At 57.8% G+C, this 20,572-nt stretch carries 15 protein-coding genes; 6 read left to right on the top strand and 9 right to left on the bottom strand.

Features of this window, described 5'->3' with window-relative positions; all coding sequences use genetic code 11:
• Nucleotide 1: 1 nt before the first annotated feature.
• Both IEX36_RS12425 and IEX36_RS12420 read right to left on the bottom strand, forming a co-directional pair.
• Nucleotides 2-1,066 carry a tetratricopeptide repeat protein gene (locus IEX36_RS12425; protein ID WP_188759588.1) on the bottom strand — a complete coding sequence of 355 codons (1,065 nt, stop codon included), beginning with the start codon at nt 1,064-1,066 and terminating at the stop codon, nt 2-4.
• A gap of 77 nt (nt 1,067-1,143) precedes the next feature.
• Complete coding sequence (locus tag IEX36_RS12420) at nt 1,144-4,830, bottom strand: TonB-dependent receptor (RefSeq protein WP_229668933.1); 3,687 nt, start codon at nt 4,828-4,830, stop codon at nt 1,144-1,146.
• 488 nt (nt 4,831-5,318) lie between these two features.
• Here IEX36_RS12420 and IEX36_RS12415 point away from each other — a divergent pair, with 488 nt between their 5' ends.
• From IEX36_RS12415 to IEX36_RS12405, 3 genes are all read left to right on the top strand, one after another.
• Nucleotides 5,319-6,539: a GntR family transcriptional regulator gene (locus tag IEX36_RS12415; protein WP_188759586.1), complete on the top strand. Its 1,221-nt coding sequence runs from the start codon at nt 5,319-5,321 to the stop codon at nt 6,537-6,539.
• Between the two features lie 204 nt (nt 6,540-6,743).
• Nucleotides 6,744-8,432, top strand: a complete 1,689-nt coding sequence (locus IEX36_RS12410) for a glycoside hydrolase family 13 protein (protein WP_229668988.1) — start codon at nt 6,744-6,746, stop codon at nt 8,430-8,432.
• 115 nt (nt 8,433-8,547) lie between these two features.
• On the top strand, nt 8,548-10,233 hold the full coding sequence (locus IEX36_RS12405; RefSeq protein ID WP_188759585.1) for a trehalase family glycosidase: 1,686 nt from the start codon (nt 8,548-8,550) through the stop codon (nt 10,231-10,233).
• A 56-nt stretch (nt 10,234-10,289) separates the two neighbouring features.
• On the opposite strand, the gene IEX36_RS12400 is transcribed toward IEX36_RS12405, so the two are convergent.
• On the bottom strand, nt 10,290-11,711 hold the full coding sequence (locus IEX36_RS12400; protein ID WP_188759584.1) for a DNA recombination protein RmuC: 1,422 nt from the start codon (nt 11,709-11,711) through the stop codon (nt 10,290-10,292).
• Between the two features lie 234 nt (nt 11,712-11,945).
• Here IEX36_RS12400 and IEX36_RS12395 point away from each other — a divergent pair, with 234 nt between their 5' ends.
• Nucleotides 11,946-12,191, top strand: coding sequence for an acyl carrier protein (locus tag IEX36_RS12395; protein ID WP_188759583.1), 246 nt, complete (start codon nt 11,946-11,948; stop codon nt 12,189-12,191).
• Between the two features lie 3 nt (nt 12,192-12,194).
• Entirely contained in the window at nt 12,195-13,445 is a 1,251-nt protein-coding gene (gene fabF, locus IEX36_RS12390) for a beta-ketoacyl-ACP synthase II (RefSeq protein WP_188759582.1), read from the top strand.
• A gap of 65 nt (nt 13,446-13,510) precedes the next feature.
• Here fabF and IEX36_RS12385 read toward each other — a convergent pair whose 3' ends face one another.
• The 4 genes from IEX36_RS12385 to IEX36_RS12370 all read right to left on the bottom strand — a co-directional run bounded on the left by IEX36_RS12385 (nt 13,511) and on the right by IEX36_RS12370 (nt 17,307).
• Complete coding sequence (locus IEX36_RS12385; protein ID WP_188759581.1) at nt 13,511-14,260, bottom strand: YIP1 family protein; 750 nt, start codon at nt 14,258-14,260, stop codon at nt 13,511-13,513.
• 100 nt (nt 14,261-14,360) lie between these two features.
• Nucleotides 14,361-14,849, bottom strand: a complete 489-nt coding sequence (locus IEX36_RS12380; protein WP_188759580.1) for an acyl-CoA carboxylase biotin carboxyl carrier protein subunit — start codon at nt 14,847-14,849, stop codon at nt 14,361-14,363.
• On the bottom strand, nt 14,846-16,294 hold the full coding sequence (locus IEX36_RS12375; RefSeq protein WP_229668987.1) for an acetyl-CoA carboxylase biotin carboxylase subunit: 1,449 nt from the start codon (nt 16,292-16,294) through the stop codon (nt 14,846-14,848). The genes IEX36_RS12380 and IEX36_RS12375 overlap by 4 nt, the downstream gene beginning before the upstream one ends.
• A 191-nt stretch (nt 16,295-16,485) precedes the next feature.
• Nucleotides 16,486-17,307 carry a tetratricopeptide repeat protein gene (locus IEX36_RS12370; RefSeq protein WP_188759578.1) on the bottom strand — a complete coding sequence of 274 codons (822 nt, stop codon included), beginning with the start codon at nt 17,305-17,307 and terminating at the stop codon, nt 16,486-16,488.
• Between the two features lie 415 nt (nt 17,308-17,722).
• On the opposite strand from IEX36_RS12370, the gene IEX36_RS12365 reads away from it, so the two are divergent.
• Nucleotides 17,723-18,997 carry an ABC transporter permease gene (locus IEX36_RS12365; protein WP_188759577.1) on the top strand — a complete coding sequence of 425 codons (1,275 nt, stop codon included), beginning with the start codon at nt 17,723-17,725 and terminating at the stop codon, nt 18,995-18,997.
• Between the two features lie 54 nt (nt 18,998-19,051).
• On the opposite strand, the gene IEX36_RS12360 is transcribed toward IEX36_RS12365, so the two are convergent.
• Together IEX36_RS12360 and IEX36_RS12355 are read right to left on the bottom strand one after the other, a co-directional pair.
• Nucleotides 19,052-19,783: a polysaccharide deacetylase family protein gene (locus tag IEX36_RS12360; RefSeq protein WP_229668932.1), complete on the bottom strand. Its 732-nt coding sequence runs from the start codon at nt 19,781-19,783 to the stop codon at nt 19,052-19,054.
• 20 nt (nt 19,784-19,803) lie between these two features.
• Nucleotides 19,804-20,568: a CAP domain-containing protein gene (locus tag IEX36_RS12355; RefSeq protein WP_188759575.1), complete on the bottom strand. Its 765-nt coding sequence runs from the start codon at nt 20,566-20,568 to the stop codon at nt 19,804-19,806.
• Nucleotides 20,569-20,572 lie beyond the last annotated feature (4 nt).

Below are 20,572 nucleotides of genomic sequence, written 5' to 3'. Positions count from 1 at the left end.
CTCAGTGGGTCGTCTCCAGCTTTGGCTCGCTGGCTGCTTGAATTTTCTGCGCCATGTCGGTTTCGCGGTGGGCTTCGTCGGTACGGCCCAGTGAGCGATATGCCTGCCCGAGCAATGCGTGCGTCATATAGTTGTTGGGGTCCATCTTCTCCGCACGCTCGAGATACATCAGCGCGTTCGCCGGGTCTTGTTGCCGCAACAGCACCTTGCCAAGAAGAATGTATGGCCCGGTCGATGTCGGCTCCAGAAGCACGGCGCGTTGTAACGATTGTTCAGCTCTGGTGTAATCCCCTGCCCGCGTGTACGCGTCGCCCAAGCGATCGTAGACTTCGCCGTTGAGTGGATTGAGCTGCTGCTCTTTTTGAAAATCTGCAATCGCTGTGTCCAGGTGCTCGCTTGCAAGCTCGATCTCGCCAAGCAGTTGATGCGCCAGCGGCAATTGCGGGTTGAGTGTCACTGCCTTTGTCGCATATTGCTGAGCGATAGGCAGGTATTCGCGTCGCAAGAGCATTCTCGCGGCCAGAAGATACGCAGAGGCCGAGTCGGGAGCAAAACCATACTGCACTGCAAAGGACTGCCTCGCCTTGTCATACTGCCGCGTGTCGATGTAGCAGAGCGCGAGTACGTAGCTGGGATCGACCTTCGTGTGCGAGGTCCAGTTGTGCGCTGATTCGAGCAGCGGAATCGCCTCCGCCGGCCGGCCTAAGCGAAAGAGCGTAAGGCCGCGTAACTGCGCTGATTCGACATCATGCGGGTCCTGTTTGAGCGCGCTGGCGAAGGCCGTGTCGGCCTGGGCAAATTGGTTTTCGGAGTAGAGCGCGAGTCCGCGCAGCCGGTTGACACCTGCCGGGACCGTTGGCCGCGTCGCAAAGGTATCGAGTTGCTTCAATGCCTCGACAGCTTGTCCACGGTCGATCATCAGGCGAAGCTGCGCGAGGTCTGGAGATGCCTCGGCTGTGTTGGGAGCAGCGGGGAGCGCCTGCGAAGGCGCTCTCACAGCCAGCAGCACAAGACACGCGGCAAGGAAGAACAACAAAAGCTGAACTGCATTCCAACGATGGCGCATAAGAAACGTGGCCCTAAGTGTAGATGAAAAAGAAGAGGGGAGCCGAGGCTCCCCTCTTGGGTGATCCAGTCACACGGCTAGAACTGGAAGCGGGCCATAAAGGACAATTGACGCGGACTTGCCTGTCCCACCTGGCCGACGCCGTTTCCGCCTGCGCCGTTGGTGATGTTGCCGTTGCTGTCAACATTGCCAGTGTTTGGATTGGCAGCATTGATGTGGTTGAAGACGTTGAATGCGTCCATGCGGAACTGGACCGACATGCTTTCCCTGATCGGGAAGTCCTTCTGCAGTGCGAGGTCGGTATTGAAGAACCCAGGACCGAAGTTGCTATTACGGCCAGTGCTGCCGATCTCGTCCAGACCCGGGCAAGAGAAGCCACCTGCAGGTGTTCCTGTTGGGTCGGCCTGCGACGGGCAGAGTGTGTTGCTGCCAGTCTCAACCGACTGATAGTAAGGCCGCAGGTGGGTGGCCGGGTTGAACGCGCCAAGATGAGTCTTCAACAGCCTGGGGTTTCCATTTGGGTAGCACGGCGCTGAAGTGCCGCCCACGGAAGATCCGCAGTTGTTGAAGCCGAGCGTGAATGGCAGGCCACTCGACAGATTGATGACTGGACTCAATTGCCAGCCACCAACCACCTCATCGACATACTTCGGCACACCGGAGAGGAACTGCCGGTTGTGCCCGAACGGCAACTGATACTCACCGTAGACAACCCACTGCTGTTCACGGATAGAGTCGTCACGGCCCTTGCCTGCCTGCTTATCCCAGGTAGCGTAGCCGCTGGCAAAGTTGAAGGCCCGCTGCCAGGCATAGGTTGATGTGAATGAGAGACCCCGCGTGAGCTGCTTGGTCAGAGTTATCTGCAATGCGTTGTAGTGTGTGTCCTGGTCGTCGCCATAGTAGCCGATACTTTGAGTCCATCCGCATGCCTGATTTGGAAGCCCCTCGCCGGTAGGCTGGCTATAGGCTGGGTCGGCGCATGCTGGTAGCGTGCCACCGTAGTAGCGCTGCAGGATCGTCCCAGTTGAGACGGCACCGCTTGCAGGAATGACTTTGCCTGTACCGCCAGCTCCGGTCGCTGTGCAGTTCGGTCCAAGTGGCCAGCAGTTGCCGCCATTCGGATCATAGTGCAGCGGTTGTCCCGTCACACTGTACTGAGCGGGCAGGAAGATCGCTGCTTCGTTCGGGTTGGTGTTGTTGCCATCGCCTGCGCTCAGGGTATGGGTTCCCTTGTTGCCGACGTAGGCCATGGTCAGCGAGAGTGTTGGCGTCAGAGCCTGTTGAACGCTCAGGTTCCAGGCGTCCAGCGTAGGCAGTCGCAACGGATTAGGACGCGCCTTCGTGCTGACAGCGTATCCGGGGTTCGGGAGCAGACCATTCGAAGGAACAGCAACCGTTTGATTGGGTACCGGACCAGTCGTTAAGGTGAACGGCTGCACGTAGCTCACTGCGTTTCCACCGACGCCGGTAATCTCCTGGTTAGCCAACACTGGCAGGTTCTGCGTGACGACGTGGCCGAAGATCGAGCCGAACACTCCCAGGTCGAAGCTACGACCATAACCTGCGCGTATAACTGTCTTGTCCGTTGCCTGATATGCAACGCCAATACGTGGGTTGTAGGTATGTGGAGCTGCTCCCCAACCCATATCACTCGGAACGCCACCGATACCGGCGACGTGCAGGTATCCCGTCTTGGGATCCATCAGAGCGCCATTACCCACACCGTTGACTGCCTCCGGGAAATAGAGCTCGTATCGAAGCCCAAGATTCAGGGTCAGCTTGGACGTAGCGCGCCATGTGTCCTGGGCATAGAAGAAGTCTCTCTTCTGAAACTCCTTCGCGTTCGTCGAAGTACTGACATAACGACCAAACTGACTAGGATCGCCAAGCACAAACGACGCCAGGCCCACGCCGCCAGTGCCATCCGTATTTCCAGTTGCCGATGCGTTGAAGGTAAACAAGCCGGTGCGGTCGGTATCGCTTGGCACACGCAGGTTGCGTGCATATCGCAGGTCAACACCGAACTTGATCGAGTGGTTTCCAATCGTCTTCGTCCAGTTGTTGACCACCTGGAACTGGTCTTCGCGCTCGGTCAGCGGGCAGTTGCAACGATTGATGTTCAGGCCCGCGCCCCACTCCGTCTGTCCACTGTTCGGCAGGGTGATCTGGAAACCGGGAAGGCCATTGGTGAAGTAGCTGCCGGTGTTCAGTCCGCCAAAGCCTAGCGCCGCGGCTGCCTGCGTGGACTGGTCGAACTTCGAGTCAACGATATTGTAACGGTAGTAGCCAAGCCGGAAGTCCGTCACCAGCGTCTGGTTCACCGCAATATCCATGCCTGCCGCAAGGCTGTCGTTGGCGCCCTGCGAGTTGCCGCCGTACCCGCCAAGTCCGAATCCGGGACCGCCAGCATTGCCGAGCAATAGCTTGCCGCTGAGAACGTCGGTAAACCGGCTGAAGCGAACGAACGCATGTGACGCTCCATTCACCTGATCGTCAACACGCACGTCCCACTGATTCCCGTTGAAGATGCCCGTTCCGCCCTGAGTGTAGGTGTCTAGCAGGCCGCTGGCGCCAATCTTGTTTGGCGTGTACTGCGAGATTGCCTTAAGGTAGTTAATCGCTGGCGTTGAGAGCTGCGAGTTGGGAATCACGTCGCCGGGATATTCGACGGCAACGCCGCCTACGTTGTGGTAGATGGGATAGCCCAGCGCCTTGTACTCGCTGAAGTCGCAGCCGTTGCCGCTCAGGCAGGTTGTCATGATGTGGCTGGTCGGAACGATGGTCGAAGAACTCGTGCCGACTCGTTGACGCGTTCCCTGATAATCGCCAAAAAAGAACAGCTTATCTTTGATAATTGGACCGCCAATCGATCCGCCAAACGCGCTCTTCAGGCCGGGAGCAATCAGACTTGCCGGAGTTGAGCCAACAGCAGGGAAGTTGTTGTATGGGTCTTGCGCGAGGTTAGCCGTGCTGGTGCGATAGTCAAAAATCGCGCCATGGAAACTATTCGACCCCGACTTCGTCTGCGCCGTCACAACCGACGAGACCGCCTTGCCGAACTCCGCGTCAAAGTTCTGCGTCGTGATCTTGGTCTCAGTCAGCGAGTCCAGGTTTGGGTTGATAACGATGATACCCAGAATCGGGTCCTGGTTATCCGTTCCATCGAGCGCGTAAGCAACTCCGCCAAATGCCTGTCCATCAACCTGGATCTGCGCGCTGCCTTGCGGGTTTTCGTCAGGAGCGTGGTTCCAGCCCAGCAACTGAGCGCCGGGCAACAACAGTTGCAGGTTGGTAAAGTTGCGTCCAGCCACCGGCAACTGTGCGACATCCTTCGAACTGAACACCGTCGAGACATCCGCGCGGTCTGTCTTCAGCTCGGGCACGGAGTCTGCGTTTACCTCGACGGTCTGCGCCGATCCGCCAACGGCAAGGGCTGGCGCTATCTTCACAGAGGTATCGGCGTAGACCTGAATGCCCTTCTGCTGATAGCTCTCGAATCCCTGCGCAGTAATCGTTACATCGTAGATGTCTGGAATCAGGTGCTGGACGTTGAAATCGCCCGTGCCGTTCGACTGGACGGTGACAGAGGTGCCTTTCGACTCGTCGTTGACAACAATAGATGCTCCCGGCACGACTGCGCCGGTTGAGTCTGTCACGGTGCCGTAGACGGAACCGTACACGGCCTGGCCAAATGCTGCCGGCGTAGACGCCAGCAGAAACAAGGCCGACAACAGAGCAAGTGTCTTTGCCGCAAATCCTCTCATAACTCCTCCCAAAGTTGCAGGTGCTGCCATTTGATTTACCGGCGATACCGTCTTCGGCTGCTGTTGGGCATCGCTCGTCTTGAACCTGAAGCCTGAAACGCTTCGAGATCGCGCTGTTCTGGTTTGCTCCTTCCGCCTTCAGACACGAAGGGTGTTTTCAGGAACTTCCCGAAAATACTCGCCAGCAAGCAAATATGTCAATAACTTTTGCATGTTGATACCATGCTTATTAGACATATATGACATAACAATTAAATCCCATCACAGCAAACAAACAATAAGGGGGTTGTTTTACATCCCTCGCTGTTCCGCTAAATAGCTGGAAAACACTAGCAGGGGTGTCGCAGCTCGATCTTCAGTAACGGTTGGCCGGCGGAAGTAACTTGGCAACAAGCCGCACTGACGGGCAACAAATTTCTCACTCGTTTCTTGATGCCGGAAAGTGGTATATACAATCAAGTCACGCCTTTTGGCATGAGTTGGGAGCGATGGGAACGGATAAGAGCAAACAGGCTTTGCGGCAGGCGCCAAGGCAACATGCGACAGGAGACACTCCAATCGCCACAAATCTCTCCTCGAGTGATCTGGCTGCAGTTCCGGCGACGCTGCCAAAGTACCGTCAGGTCTACGACGACCTGCTCTCTGCCATCAAAGCTGGGGTTTATCAGCCTGGAGACCGCCTGCCTAGCGAGGCCGAGCTGGGCGAACGCTACAACACCTCGCGCATCACCGTGGCCAAGGCCGTCAATGATCTACAGCTGCAAGGGCTCGTTACGCGGCGGGCCGGATCAGGCACGCACGTCATGGCCCCGGCTGGCTCCAAGGGCCATGTCTTCGGGCTTCTCATCCCTGACTTGGGCCGTACCGAGATCTTTGAGCCTATCTGCCACGGCATGATGCAGTCTCCGCTGTCGAAGGCGCATTCGCTACTCTGGGGGCACTCCATGGGTGAAGAGAGCGAGCAGGAGCAGGAGGCCGAGCACCTGTGCCAAAAGTATGTTGCCCAGAAAGTCTCTGGTGTCTTCTTTGCGCCGCTTGAGTTTACTCGCGATAAGGATGTGGTGAACCGCAGGATCGTCGCTGCGCTCGACCGAGCGGGCATTCAAGTAGTGCTGCTGGACCGTTGTTATGCGCCTTATTCGATGCGCTCGAAATATGATCTGGTCGGCATCGACAACCGTCGCGCGGGCTTTCTGATTACGCAGCATCTGCTGTTGCATGGCGCCAAACGTGTGGCGTTCGTGGCCAGGCCATTGTCAGCCGCCACCGTAGCGGCTCGCATTGCCGGATACCGCGAAGCTCTGCTGGAACATGGAATTCAACCGCACCAGAACCTCGTGTGCCACGGCGATCCTGACGACGACTCCTTCATCCGAAAGGTCTTGAAGGACGCGAAACCTGACGCTATCGTCTGTGCAAACGACTTCGTCGCTGCACGCGTTATGGCTGCACTGGCAAACCGGGGCGTGCGAGTGCCGGAAGAGGTACGTATCGTTGGAATCGATGACGTGAAGTATGCCGCTCTGCTGCCTGTTCCCCTTACAACGCAGCATCAGAACTGCGCTGACATTGGTGCAATTGCCATACTCACGATGCTGCAACGTGTTGAAAATCCCACCTTGCCGACGCGAGACATCTTGCTCCAAACCCATACTGTAGTTCGCAGGTCATGCGGCTCTCACCTTGCTCCACGTCACAAGCAGGCATAAGGCGTCCTCGTTGCCGTAAATATTGCCATAGCAATCTATCTCAATCGCCATACCGATGGTGCTATAGTGCAGTGGGCTTCACGAGGAGGCATCTTGACTACCGCTCGCACTATTTTTCGCACACGCTTTTTCAACCCAGGAGCGATCATCTGCGCGTTTGCACTGCTTGCGGCGACCTGCATGGGGAGTTTAAGCTGGGCGCAGATGTCCGGAACCTCCGCCAACGCGGCAGCGCACCACAGTGACGGCCCTTGGTGGAAGCACGCCGTCATTTATGAGATTTATCCACGCAGCTTTCAGGATTCGAATGGCGATGGCATTGGTGATCTGAACGGCATCACCTCGCGACTCGACTACCTCCACTCGCTCGGCATCACCGCCATCTGGCTGTCGCCGATCTATCCTTCGCCACAGGTTGACTTCGGCTACGACATCTCTGACTACGAGAACATTGATTCGCAGTATGGCACGCTGGCCGATTTCGACCGCCTTGTCGCCGAGGCAAAAAAGCGCGATATCCGGGTCATCATGGACATGGTGATGAACCACACCTCTGACCAACACAAATGGTTTCTTGAGTCGGAGAGCTCACGCGACAATGCCAAGCGCGACTGGTATGTCTGGCGCGATCCCAAGGGCTACGATACTAAGGGCAAACCCATTCCGCCGAACAACTGGATTAGCGTTTTCGGAGGCTCGGCCTGGCAGTGGGATCCCAAGACGAAGCAGTTCTACTATCACGAGTTCTATAAGCAGCAGCCCGACCTGAACTGGCGCAATCCCGAAGTCGAAAAGGCCATGTTCAATACGGTGAAGTTCTGGCTCGATCGCGGCGTCGCAGGCTTCCGGCTCGATGCGGTTCCTACGCTCTTTGAAGATGAGAAGCTGCGCGATGAACCACTGACCGGCGGCACCAACGCGTTCGGCGATCCGAACGTGAGCGACATCTACACGAACAATCTTCCCGAGGTTCACGACGTCATGAGGAGGCTGCGTGCGCTGGTTAACCAATATCCTGGCGACCGCGTGCTCATCGGCGAGACGTACCTACCCAGCGTAGCCGAGCTCGACAAGTGGTACGGCGGCGCAAAGCACGACGAGCTGCAACTCCCCATGGACATGCAGGTCGGAATGATTAATAAGCTCGACGCCTCGCTGTTCCGGACACGCATCGCGCAAGCCGAGACACGGATCGATGGCAATCAGCCACTGTTTGTCTTCGATAATCACGACAACCCGCGCAGCTGGGACCGCTACGGCGACGGCGCTCACGATGCGGCTACCGCTCGCATCATCGCAACCATGCTCTTCACTACACGCTCGACTGCGCTGATGTATTACGGGCAGGAGATAGGCATGGTCACATCGACACCCACCAGAAAAGAAGACGTCAAGGACCCCATTGGCATTCGCGGATGGCCGAAGGAAAAGGGCCGCGACGGCGAGCGTACCCCGATGCAGTGGAATGACACGAAGAACGCAGGCTTCAGCACGGCGGATACGACATGGCTGCCGGTCGCCTCTGACTACACCACCGTCAATGTGCAGACGGAACAGGAGACGCCTGACTCGCTGCTGCACTGGTATGAGCGCCTGATCGCCATGCGCAGGAACGACCCTACATTACGCGATGGTGCGTCGGCCATGCTCGACAAAAATAACCCGTCGGTTCTCTCCTATATTCGCAAGGGAGTAAATGGCAGCCCTTCGATTGTCGTAGCTTTGAACTTCACGGCTCAGCCGCAGACCATCTCGCTTGATATGCAGGAAGCAGGAGTCAAAGCCACAACTGTCAAAACGCTACTGACAAACGAGCCGTCGCTTGAGCAGACCAACAGCCTCAACAAAATCACGCTGCCGCCCTTTGCCTCCTGGATCGGCAGCGTCGAGTAGTCCGCAACTCAAGGAGCATCCGACAAATCGTCGAGGCCGGATGCTCCTTACAAATGCTTTCACTTGAATCTGCCCTCGGCCTCCATGCTGAGGCAAATCCGTCTGGAGCATCTTCATGAAAAGCTCTTCCCGCTCATTGGCAGGCGTGCTCGTTGCAGTTCTTCTTTTCACGGGCGCAGTTTACGCGCAGACAGCTCAGGATGAGGGCAGCTCAAACGCTCGCGTGCTCGACTACATTGATCACGCATGGGACACGCTCTCGCGCTCGATGAACGACTGCAAATCCATGGGCGACATCAAGGTCACCACCGCACCGATTCTCTATCTACCTGCGGGAATGCCTGTGCCCGCAGCAGTTGCCAACATGCAGAAGCACTGCAACGTGCAGGTGAAGCATCTGCCGCGCACCATCCACCAGATGGGCGACGTGCGCGTCTCGGAGATTCCCGATGAAGGCCTGCTTTATCTGCCACATCCTTACGTCGTTCCCGGTGGCCGCTTCAATGAAATGTACGGCTGGGATAGCTATTTCATCGTCCTCGGTCTCGTCGCCAACCATCGCATGGATCTGGCCGAGGACATGGTCGAAAACTTTTTCTACGAGATCGACAACTACGGCGCTATCCTCAACGCGAATCGCACCTACTATCTCACCCGCTCGCAGCCGCCGTTCCTCACCTCGATGATCCGCGAAGTCTACGAGCATCAAGGAGGCACGCCGCTCTCCCACAAGTGGCTCGCCAACGCCTACAGCCACGCCGAGCGTGACTACGCTCTGTGGACCCGCGTGCCACATCTCGCAGGTAACACTGGCCTCGCACGTTACAGCGACGTCGGCACAGGCCCCGTGCCCGAGATGGCTGACGACAGCCGCTACTACATCGACGTCATCCAATGGCTGATTGCTCACCCGGCCGTCCACACTACTTATCTCGTCAAAGGCCCCGCCAATCCCACGTCGGCTGACGCCACTGCACTCGCCGAGAAAAGCTGCGACATTCGCGCCTCGAAACTTTGCGCTAACGCGCACGTCGGCAACGAATGGCTCTCCAGCGGCTTTTACCACGGCGACCGCGCCATGCGAGAGTCCGGGTTCGACCCCGCCTTCCGCTTCGGCCCATTCCAAGGCTCTACACAGGACTACGCGCCTGTCTGTCTTAATAGCCTGCTCTATAAGTACGCGCGCGATATGGCGCACTTCGCCACGCTGCTTGGCCGTCCCGCTGAAGCCCGGATGTGGGAGCAACGTGCCGCTGCTCGACGCAAGCTGATCAATCAATACCTGTGGAACTCCTCTACAGGCATGTACTACGACTACGACTTCGTCACGCATCAGCAGTCCACCTATAACTACATCTCCGCGTTCTACCCGCTCTTCGCGGGCGCCGCCACACGCGAACAAGCGGATGCGCTTGAAAAGCATCTCAGCACCTTCGATCACGAAGGCGGTCTTGCGATGAGCGATTACGACTCCGGCACGCAGTGGGACCTGCCCTACGGCTGGGCGCCGACGAACTGGGTCACCACGCAGGGCCTCGTCAACTACGGCTTCATGCAGGACGCACGCCGCGTCTCGCGCGAGTTCACCTCGACCATCCGCCAGAACTTTCTGCGTGACGGCACCATCCACGAAAAATACGACGTGGTCAATGGCTCCTCGAACGTGCAGGTTGCCACCGGCTACAAGAGCAACGTCGTCGGCTTCGGCTGGACCAACGCTGTCTATCTGAAGATGAGTGACCTTCTGGATGCGCAGAAAAGCAGCGATACGCGGGCCGTGGCTGCAACCGATACAAAATGATCCGGTTTCATGTGCAGTGTGTCTCAACTCAACCGGAGATACGTCCTGAGCATGATCTAGTCAGCTTCTTCATCGGCCTGCGCCGCCAGAGATAGCTGCCCCTGCCATTCGTCGCTCGTCATCGGACGCAATTGCATCGCTGTCGGCTCCAGCGCCGGAAGGTCTTGTTCCCCAATCTCGAGCTCACGCAGCTTGCGCGAGATTGAGAACAATCCTCCTCGGCCCTCGGCCTTGATCAGCATGTCATCATATGCTTTGCTGGCGTTGCGCAGTTGTTTACCCAACTGCACGATGGCATCGTGCAACCCAACCAGCTTCGATTGCACTTTCAAAGCTTCATCTCGAATCAGTTGAGCATCACGCGCAATCTGCGATTGCTTCCATCCATAAGCAACTGCTTTCAACAACGCAATCAGCGTGGTTGGAGTGGCCAGCAGCACACGACTTTCTGCGCTGTATTCGAGCAGCGACGGGTCCTGTTCCAGCGCCGCCGAGAAGAGGACTTCGCTGGGCAGAAAGCACACTACGAAGTCGGGCGATTCCGGAAACTGCTTCCAATACGCCTTTCCGCAAAGTGCATCCAAGTGTTTTCTTACCTGGGCCGCGTGGGCGGCGAGGAATGCTGAACGCTGTGTCTCGTCCTCACTTGCACTGGCGTCGAGAAATGCATCGAGCGGCGTCTTCGCATCGACAATGATGCTGCGTCCGTTTGGCAACTTCACAATAAGATCGGGCCGGATGGAAACATCCTCGCCTCTGACAAACTTCTCCACGTCGAAGGATGCGTGCTGCACCATGCCGGCAAACTCGACACACTTGCGCAGCTGCATCTCACCCCAGTTGCCGCGTACTTTGGGAGCACGCAATGCTGCTACAAGCTGCGTTGTCTCTTTTCGCAGGTCAGCGTGAGAACGCTGAATGTTCTGTATCTCTGCCAGCATTGATTCATAGGCGCCCTGGCGCTTCACTTCGAGTTCCTGGCTGTGGCTGGAAAGCTTGGCCAGAGATTCCTGCATCGGTTTCAGCAGGTTCTCAATGGCGGACTCCTTCGCGGCCAATTCATTCGCCGACTCTACCTGTTGCTTATCGAGTTCACCCTTCGCCAGTGCGAGCAGGCGTTTGCTGTTTGCATCCAGCGCGTTTGCTGCCAATGCTTCAAAGCTGGCCTTCAGGCTGGTCTCTACATTGACAAGCGCCTGGATCTTTTCGTTGGTTGCTTTTCGCTCGGCCTCAATCTGTGAGCGCAGCCCGGCAGCATCTACACGCGCAGCCTCGGCCGCCTGTCGCACGTCATCCAACTCACCCGATTGCTTGTCAATCAGCTTTTCTTTAGCGTCGTTGCTATCGCGAAAGGCCCTGGCCTCAGCTTCCATTGCTGCGATACGTGCGGCCATGACTGCATGTGCGCTGCGCGCACGGGTATTCGCTATCAACCAACCGATGAGTACGCCGGCACCGCATCCGATGACGAACCACAATATTGTCATTTCCTGCATGGCCTAAATTTACGCCAAACCTTCGCCGCCGCCTAATGCATAATTCCCACCGCACAAAACTACCGCATGCAGCAGGTAACCACTGCGGTCCCTAATTCGCTGCCCGGTCGGGTCTGCTTTACACTCAACGGGACGCTCAGTATTCTTTAGGCTGGCGTGTTCACTAGACAGCTACGCCCAAAAGGTCCGATTTCAAGCAGCACACAGGAGAACGACATGGCAGCAGTGGATGAAAAGGTAAAACAGATTATCGTCGAGCAGCTTCAGGTGGATGAAGCGGAAGTCACCCCCGGCGCAAGCTTCCAGGAAGATCTCGGGGCAGACTCGCTTGACGTGGTCGAGCTTGTCATGCAGTTCGAAGAAGCCTTCGATATCCAGATCCCTGACGAAGACGCCGAGAAGATCAAGACCGTCAAGGACGCCATTGATTACATCGAAAAGCACCAGAAAGCGGCCAAATAAAGTATGGAGCAGCGTCGCGTCGTCGTAACCGGCCTCGGACTCATCTGCGGCGTGGGTAAAACCGCGCCGGAGCTGTGGGAAGGCCTCATGGCTGGAAAGAGCGGCATGGCCGAGATCAAGGCATTCGATCTCACTGGCCATCCCGTGCGTTTTGCGGCCGAGGTCAAGGACTTCGACCCGCTCCAGTTTGTGGACAAGAAGGAGTCCAGGAAGATGGGTCGCTTCATTCACTTCGCGCTGGCAGCATCGGCGGAGGCGATGGCGCACTCGGGCCTCAAAGTGGATGAGAGCAACCATGACCGCGTCGGGGTGCATATCGGCTCGGGCATCGGCGGCTTCGACGTCATTGAGCGCGAACACTCGAACCTGCTCTCCGGTGGCCCGCGCAAGGTGTCGCCGTTCTTTATTCCCGGCTCCATCATCAATCTCGCCGCCGGCCACGTCTCGATCAGGTACGGAGCGCGGGGACCGAACGAAGCAACCGCGACCGCCTGCACAACGAGCGCGCACTCGATCGGCGACGCCTTCCGCATTATCCAGCGCGGTGATGCAGACGCAATGATCGCCGGCGGCGCCGAAGCATCGATTACGCCTCTTGGCGTGGCGGGCTTTGCTTCGATGCGCGCCCTTTCAACACGCAACGACGATCCACAACACGCCAGCCGCCCCTTCGATAAGGACCGCGATGGCTTCGTCATCGGCGAAGGCGCAGGCATTCTCATTCTCGAAGAGCTTGAATTTGCCAGGGCCCGTGGCGCGAAGATTCTGGCAGAGATTGTTGGCTATGGCATGTCGGCCGACGCCTTCCACATGACCGGAATGGCTCCAGAGGGCGAGGGCTGCGCGCGATCGATGAACCATGCACTGCGGGTTGCGGGCATCTCTCCGGACAAGATTGATTATGTCAACGCACATGCAACCAGCACGCCACTGGGCGATGCGCTGGAGTCGAAGGCCATCGAGACTGTCTTCGGCGAGCGCGCGAAGAATCACACACTGCTGGTTAGCTCAACCAAGTCGATGACGGGCCATCTGCTCGGCGGTGCAGGCGGACTGGAGGCAGGCATCACCGTGATGGCGATGCAGCACCAGATCGCACCGCCAACGATGAACCTGGTCGACGTGGACCCCGAGTGCAGGTTGAATTACGTGCCCAACAAGGCGCAGGCTGCAAAGATTGAGTATGCGTTGTCGAACTCGTTCGGCTTTGGCGGAACCAATGGCTCGCTCGTCTTCAAGCGCTGGATCGAGTAGGCGCAATCAAAACATGACAAAGCCCGCGAGTTGCCGGGCTTTTCACTTGTATGCGACACGCTGATTTACATCATCACGGCAAAACCGGTCTTGATGATGACGATCAGCACCCACCAGCCGATGATGATCGCTGCTGCCGTGCTCCGCTTGACCTTCGCCACGATGGACGTACCGATAATCAACAGCGCCATGAACCAGAAGACCAGCAGATCGAAGGAGCCGAGCAGGGCCTTGAGCCACTGGGACGAGTCCGCGCTGAGATAGTAGCCCAGGTTGGTACCAATGGGTGACTGAGGATTGAAGTTCTCACCGCCTACGATGACCAGCATGACGATAATCAGCACGGCCCCGACCAACCCGGTCAGGCCGGAGTAGATCCAGACGGCGAACATCTCAGAAAAGCTGGTTTTAGCCCCGGCGAGAAAGCTAAAGCTGCCCCACAGTACCAGCGAAGCGATGGCTGCGAAGATCAGGCCGAAGGCCCAGTAGCCATAGGTGATTCCTTCGGTAAAGGCGACGCCGATCTTCATGCGCGAGGCGCGCTGGTCCGGCGGTAGCGAATCCATCTGGGCCTGCTGCGCTGGCCTTTGCGCGAGGCTCGTCTGATACATCTGGTCAAAACCGACGCGCTTCTGCATCGTCACGGCGACGGCCAGCGAGAAGATGATCGTTAGCAGAATGGGAAACCAGACGCTCCGGCTGCGGAGGATGTCGGTGAAGGTTTTGCTGGGCGCGATGAAGGTGTCTACCACGCGCTCAACCTGACTCAGCCCGGTGCTTTGAGCTTGTCCATCTACAACGAATTCGTCGCTCATGGGCGCAGCCTCGCTCCAAGTATTGAACTATCAGAAGAACCAAAAAACACGTGTTGCAGGATTGTAGCCTGTGCAGCGGACACCCGAAAGTAATTTTTGATTATTCGACGATCACAAGTATGTCTCCCGAGCCGACCGTGTCTCCCGGCGTAACCGCCACACGCGAAACTCGTCCGGACTTCGGCGACTTCAGTTCGTTCTGCATCTTCATCGCTTCGATGACGACTACCCCCTGGCCATCAGCTACCTCTTCACCAGCCGCAACAAGTACGCGAACGACGCGACCCGGCATAGGGGCCTTTACCGGACGCGGGCCTTCTGCTCCTGCGCCAGAGCCGCGACGTCCAGCCAGCGAGCGCGGATCATCTAGCACAAAGGAGTACCGCTTGCCGCCAATCCATACGCCGTCTCCATCCAGAACACAGCCGTATTGCCGCCCATCTACGATCAGCGACAGGACACCAGGCTCAACCATCTGCGCATCGGCTTGGATCGTGCGGCCATCAACGACACACTGCATGAAACCGAGGGCCGCCGCGGGCAGATCGACTCTTTGCTTGCGGGCTTCAATCTCCAGCCAGATGGTCACGCTCGCAGCGCCTCCTGCCGTCCGGCCTGCGCCCAGCGGCTTGGTTGTGTTGGTTCTGACTCTGATGGAGTCAACTGTGTGCTGGCGGAAAATAATGCAGCGGCGAGCGCAACGATATCTTCTGGGACCTCGGTTTTGTTATCCGCGGCAGGAGCAGTGCTCAACAACCGCTCAAGGTAGCCCGTGTCGATGCGGGCTGCTCGGAAGTCTTCGTCGGTGAGGATCCGACGGAAGAGCGAGATGTTTGTCTTGATACCGCCTATAACATACTCATCGAGTGCACGCAGCATCCGGTCGATGGCCGCGAGGCGTGTAGGCGCATAGGCAATCAGCTTTGAGAGCATGGGGTCGTAGTCGAGCGGCACGACCCAGCCGGGGTACACGGCCGAGTCTTCGCGGATGCCGGGGCCTCCGGGCTGCGTCAGTCTCGTAATCAGGCCGGGCGACGGGAAAAAATTGTTGTCCGGGTCCTCGGCGTAGATGCGGCATTCGATTGCGTGACCGCGCAGGTGGATGTCTTCCTGCCGCACGCCCAGCGGCTCGCCCATCGCAATGCGAAGCTGCATCTCCACCAGGTCGAGGCCCGTGACCATCTCGGTGACCGGGTGCTCAACCTGTAGCCGAGTATTCATCTCGAGGAAGTAGAAGTTCTGTTCAGCATCTACAAGGAACTCGATGGTGCCCGCGTTGACGTATCCGGCTGAGAGCGCCAAGCGCACTGCCGCTTCGCCCATACGGCGACGCAGGTCTTCGCTCACGACTGCGGAGGGCGCTTCCTCGATGACCTTCTGATGCCTGCGTTGTACGGAGCACTCGCGCTCGCCCAGATAGATGCAGTTGCCATGCATGTCGGCCATCAACTGAATCTCGATGTGGCGGGGCCGCTCGATCAACTTCTCCAGGTAAACCTCGCCGGATCCGAAGCTGCGCTCTGCCTCACTGCTGGCTCCCATGAACGCCGAGGGCATATCTTCAGGGCCCGTCACGGCGCGCATCCCCTTACCGCCACCGCCCGCTGCTGCCTTCAGCATGACGGGGTATCCAATCTCCGCAGCGACTCGCTGCGCTTCATCCACATCTTTCAGGCCGGTCACGGAACCAGGAACGCGCGGCATCTTTGCCTTGTCCGCTGCCTGGCGAGCGAGTGTCTTCGAACCCAGCGCGCGCATAGCGCTGGCGGGCGGGCCTATAAAGGTGACACCTGCCTTCGTGCAGGCATCGGCGAAGTCAGCATTCTCCGAGAGGAAACCATAACCCGGGTGGATGGCATCAGCTCCTGAGCGACGCGCGATGTCCAGAATCAGGTCGCCACGCAAGTAGCTCTGTGTCGCAGGAGCCGGGCCAAGTCTATAGGCTTCATCTGCATAGAGCACGTGCAGAGCGGCGCGGTCGGCGTCAGAATAGACCGCCACTGTGGCAAGACCCATCTCACGGCAGGCGCGCATTACTCTGAGCGCAATCTCACCGCGGTTGGCGATCAGCACCTTCCTGAACTTTGAATTCACGTTTCGAGCCGCACTCCGCACAAGCGGCCATTTTATCGCACGCGCGACACTTACCAGGTACCTGTCGACCCAGGAATTACGCCAAATAGAGAAGCCTCCCATATGGGAGGCTTCTCCGGAAAAACTTCGGACTAATTCATGTGGATTCCGCCCGAGGTCTCCTTCTCTTTCTTGAGTTCATTCGCCTTGCGGGCACCCATGGCCTTCTGTACCCATTGATCCACCTGAGCCAAGTCGGCCTTACGGGCATCGGCGTCGCCACAATCGAGGTCTGCTTTCCGGCGATAGGTCAACTGCAAATAATCCATGGCGTTGTCGTATGTTGGGTTAACCTCAACAGCCTTATTCAGGTATTGAAGAGCCTCGGTGACCAGATCGGTGTTAGCTGCCTGAATCTTCTGGCAGGCGCCTTTGCTCATCTTCGGATTGCCATCGCCCGCATCGGTAATGCCGTCAGCAGCGAGAATGGTGGTGGCGTTCTTATACGCCTGAATCCAGTCGACCACGCCGACGGTGTAGTACGCCTCGGCATCGTTAGGAGCAAGTGCAATTACCTTCTTCTGATACTCCTTAGCGACCTCAAACTTCTTGATGTTGAAGTTGATCGAAGCAATCTGCTTCAGCGCATTGACGTCGTTCGGGTCGTGTGCCAGCACCTGGTTGAAGCCGTCGAGCGCCTTTTGCGCGATAGACAGATTCTCCGGAGTTTCCAGATTTGGAACGACTTGATAGGAATATGCAGTGGCTAAATACAGCTTCGCATCTTCGTAGTTGGGGTCGAGCTTAATGGAGTTCTGAAAATAGTTGACCGCCTGTTCGTACTGGGCGTTCTTGAATGCCTGTACACCCTTGGTCAACTGGTCCCGCGCCTTCAGGCGATTGCACCCGGTTACAGTAGTGAGCAACAGCGCGACCATCGCGGCCGTCACTGGAATTCGTGCGGTTAATTTCATTGGGCGAATCGTCTCCTTCAACAGTTTGGCGCGGGGACTTCTCTGGCGGTGCGCCGCCTTAATGATGTATCACAGCTTTGCGCTTGATTGTAATGGTATACGAACAGAATCGACCATAGGACGCTTTCTTTTCATCCCGCAACGTTCTTTTCGCCCTTTTTGGCCACGAAACCCTGTATTTGCGTAAAACTACAACGGCAAGGCCTGCTCAAGCAGCTTAGAGGCCCCAGACATCAGACTTTACCCAAAAGTCATGTCAATTGGAGGCGCTCGATAGATGGCCAAACCAGCAAAGCGGGTGGACCGGCGCATCGGCAGCCTCGTTACTCAGAAGGTTAGCGGCCATTGCTGCACCGTTACCCACATCGAAGGTGTCTAATCTATAGATGACGGGCACAACCCCGCGACTGCTGCCATGGCTCTGAGTGAATCCTCCAAGCCGGTCTCTTTTGAGCGCACGCTCGCCAGCGCACGCTCGACCATGCTCTTCAGTGAAGTGGTCAAACTGGCGGTTGACAGCTTTCGCACCAGCAAGACCCGATTTTTGTTGACGATGCTTGGCATGGTTATTGGCTCGGCCTCGATCATTCTGGTTACCACGCTCGGCCTCACTGGCAAGCAGTATGCTCTAGACCAGCTCACCAGCATGGGTCCTAACAAGATTGAGCTACAGTACGGCGGCGGCACCGTCTCCGGCCCAAACAACACCGGCACGCCTGACTACATGACCCTCGATGACATGAATGCCGTGCTCCAGCAGGTTCCCGGTATCGTGGCTTCTTCGCCCATGTTGGAGTTCCACGACAATGTAGCTATGGGTGGCGGCGTTACCAAAGCCACCATGCTCCTGGGAGTCTCGCCTCAGTACAAGATTGTGCGCAACCTCGTCGTCGTCTCGGGTCGATTTTTCGATGACCAGGACGCACTGTCACACGAGAAAGTCGCCGACATCGTGGAGCCATTCGCTATTGCTCTCTACGGCAGCCCGCAGGCTGCAATCGGCCATACGATCAGCATCAAAGGCATACCGTTCACCGTCATCGGCGTCTTCAAAGAGGCGTTCGACACCTACGGTCTGTCCGAGATCAGCGACCAGACCATGCTGGTCCCCTACCCTGTCCTGCGATACTTCACCGGAACCAATACGCTCAAGGAAATCTTCTTCACCATGCGCGACTCCGCCATGGTAGTTCCGGCATCCAAGCGTATCCTCGCTATTATCCGCTCGCGCCACTATGCAGGCTCTGTCTATTCAGCACAGATCCTTACCGACCTGCTCACCAGCGCAGCCAAGATCGCCGACATGCTTACGCTGGTGCTGACGCTGGGCGCTGGCATTACACTGATCGTCTCCGGTGTCGGCATTATGAACAGCATGCTGGCCAATGTGCAATCGCGCATCAAGGAGATCGGTATCCGCAAGGCGCTGGGCGCGACCAGCAATGAGATTCGATTGCAGTTCCTTACCGAAGCTGTCTTCCTCTCGCTGAGCGGAGGTCTTGTCGGCACGTTGCTTGGCCTTGCTATTCCTTTCACGCTAGGACTGCTGACGCCGTTCAAGATTCCGATCAGCTCATGGTCCGCTGTGATCGCGCTCGGTACTTCGGTACTCGTGGGAGTGCTTTTCGGAACGCTTCCGGCCAATCGCGCCGCTCGGCTCGATCCCGTCCAGACGCTCAAGTACGAATAGCTTGATAGAAGTCTTCGCGCGCTTCCTTGTAAAGCTCAATCGGCCCAGACCCAACTAGGCCCAATGATCAACGGTGACGAACTTCGCTCCGGTCTGCTTGTAGCGCGTAATCAGCTTGTCCGTGGCCTCAACCGAGGCGTGGCGTGGTGCATTCAGTCCGAGGTGGCCACCATCATGAAGGAGCACGTTTGATGCGCGGCGTCTGCGCTGATTACGAGTAATCCCGCTGATTGCGTGGTTAAGAATCGTCTCCGGCGGTGGCGCGCTCCAGTCAAAGCAGGTAACGTTCCACTGAATCGTGATGAGGCCGAGTTCGCGCGCTGTGCGCAGAACATAGGGGCGACGCGCTCCGTGCGGCGGACGGAAGTAATGGACTGGCGCTCCGATAGCGTCTTCGAGCGACGCGTTGCAGCCGACAAGCTCTTCCCGAATGCGCGCAGCCGATTGCCACGCCAGCCAGGGATGCGTCACGGTGTGGTTGCCGATGAGATGCCCTGCTGCAGCAATGGCTCGGGCAAGATCGGGGCGTTGGCGAACGAATCCTCCAATCAGAAAGAACGTTGCGCGCACATCATGCCTCGCCAAAACTTCGAGCAGCCGTTCCGTCGCGGCGGGATTCGGACCGTCGTCGTAGGTGAGGGCAATCTCGTTGGGGTCATTACCGGCGACGATAACTCTGCCAAAGAGTTGCGATGGCGGATAGAGCGCTCCATACGCCCATCCGCCTGCAAGCAACCCAGCAACGGCGAGTGCAGTCGCGGCTTCCGAGATGTGCTTCGACGGCACTGCTTTGCCCTTCCTTCGAACTAAAACATCAATACAGCGAGATGATACGTCGTGAATCCTGGCTGCGGATGCGTGCTCGGACATGCGCCAACCGCAACGGAGTGCTCGCGGACCTGCGGCAAGCTTTGGAGCACGGCTGCGGGAAGCTGTGTCAGATCCGCGCCGTCCCACTGCATGATGAGCAGCGGGTGGCCTGCTGTGCTCGATGGCTGACGGCAGATCTCGCGCGCATCTTGATGGGCTTCGGGCGAAGTGGCGATGCGGAGTCCACGCTCACGCAAAAGCCGTTCGGCTTGTTGCTCGACTTGATTGGTACCGCCAAAAACTTGCGTTGCGTGAGAGAAGTCTTCCACGGCGAAGAGATTGCCGCCGCGCTCGACCACAGCGATGCCGATAGAGGTGAGGTTGGGGTCGAGGATGTTGGCGCGGTGAACGGGCGAGTTCATCCATGCGCGGTCAAACTCGACAGGTGCCATGGCGTGGCCTGCGACGTTCTCCGAGACCTCACTGTAGTGCGCACCTGCTGCATAGGTACGCGACTTCAGGTCAGCCTCGCCCAAATACTGATGCTCGGCTGGTCCAGGGTGCGCTGCGATGACCGCTGCATGGTTTCGAGCGGCGCGGGCAAGCGCAGAGTCCCACGCGAGCGCGGGCAGGTGATGTTCGGCACGGTGCTGATTCGTCAGGGAGAACAGATACTGCTCGGCGACGGTCGCACCCTGCTGCGCCGGAGCCGCAGGAACCATCAGTGCAAGGATCGTGGCTAAGATGGGGAGTCTGTACATGGCC

The sequence above is a fragment of the Edaphobacter acidisoli genome (genome assembly GCF_014642855.1).
GTDB classification, from domain to species: Bacteria; Acidobacteriota; Terriglobia; order Terriglobales; family Acidobacteriaceae; genus Edaphobacter; species Edaphobacter acidisoli.
This window is presented reverse-complemented; position numbering and strand designations above follow the sequence as displayed.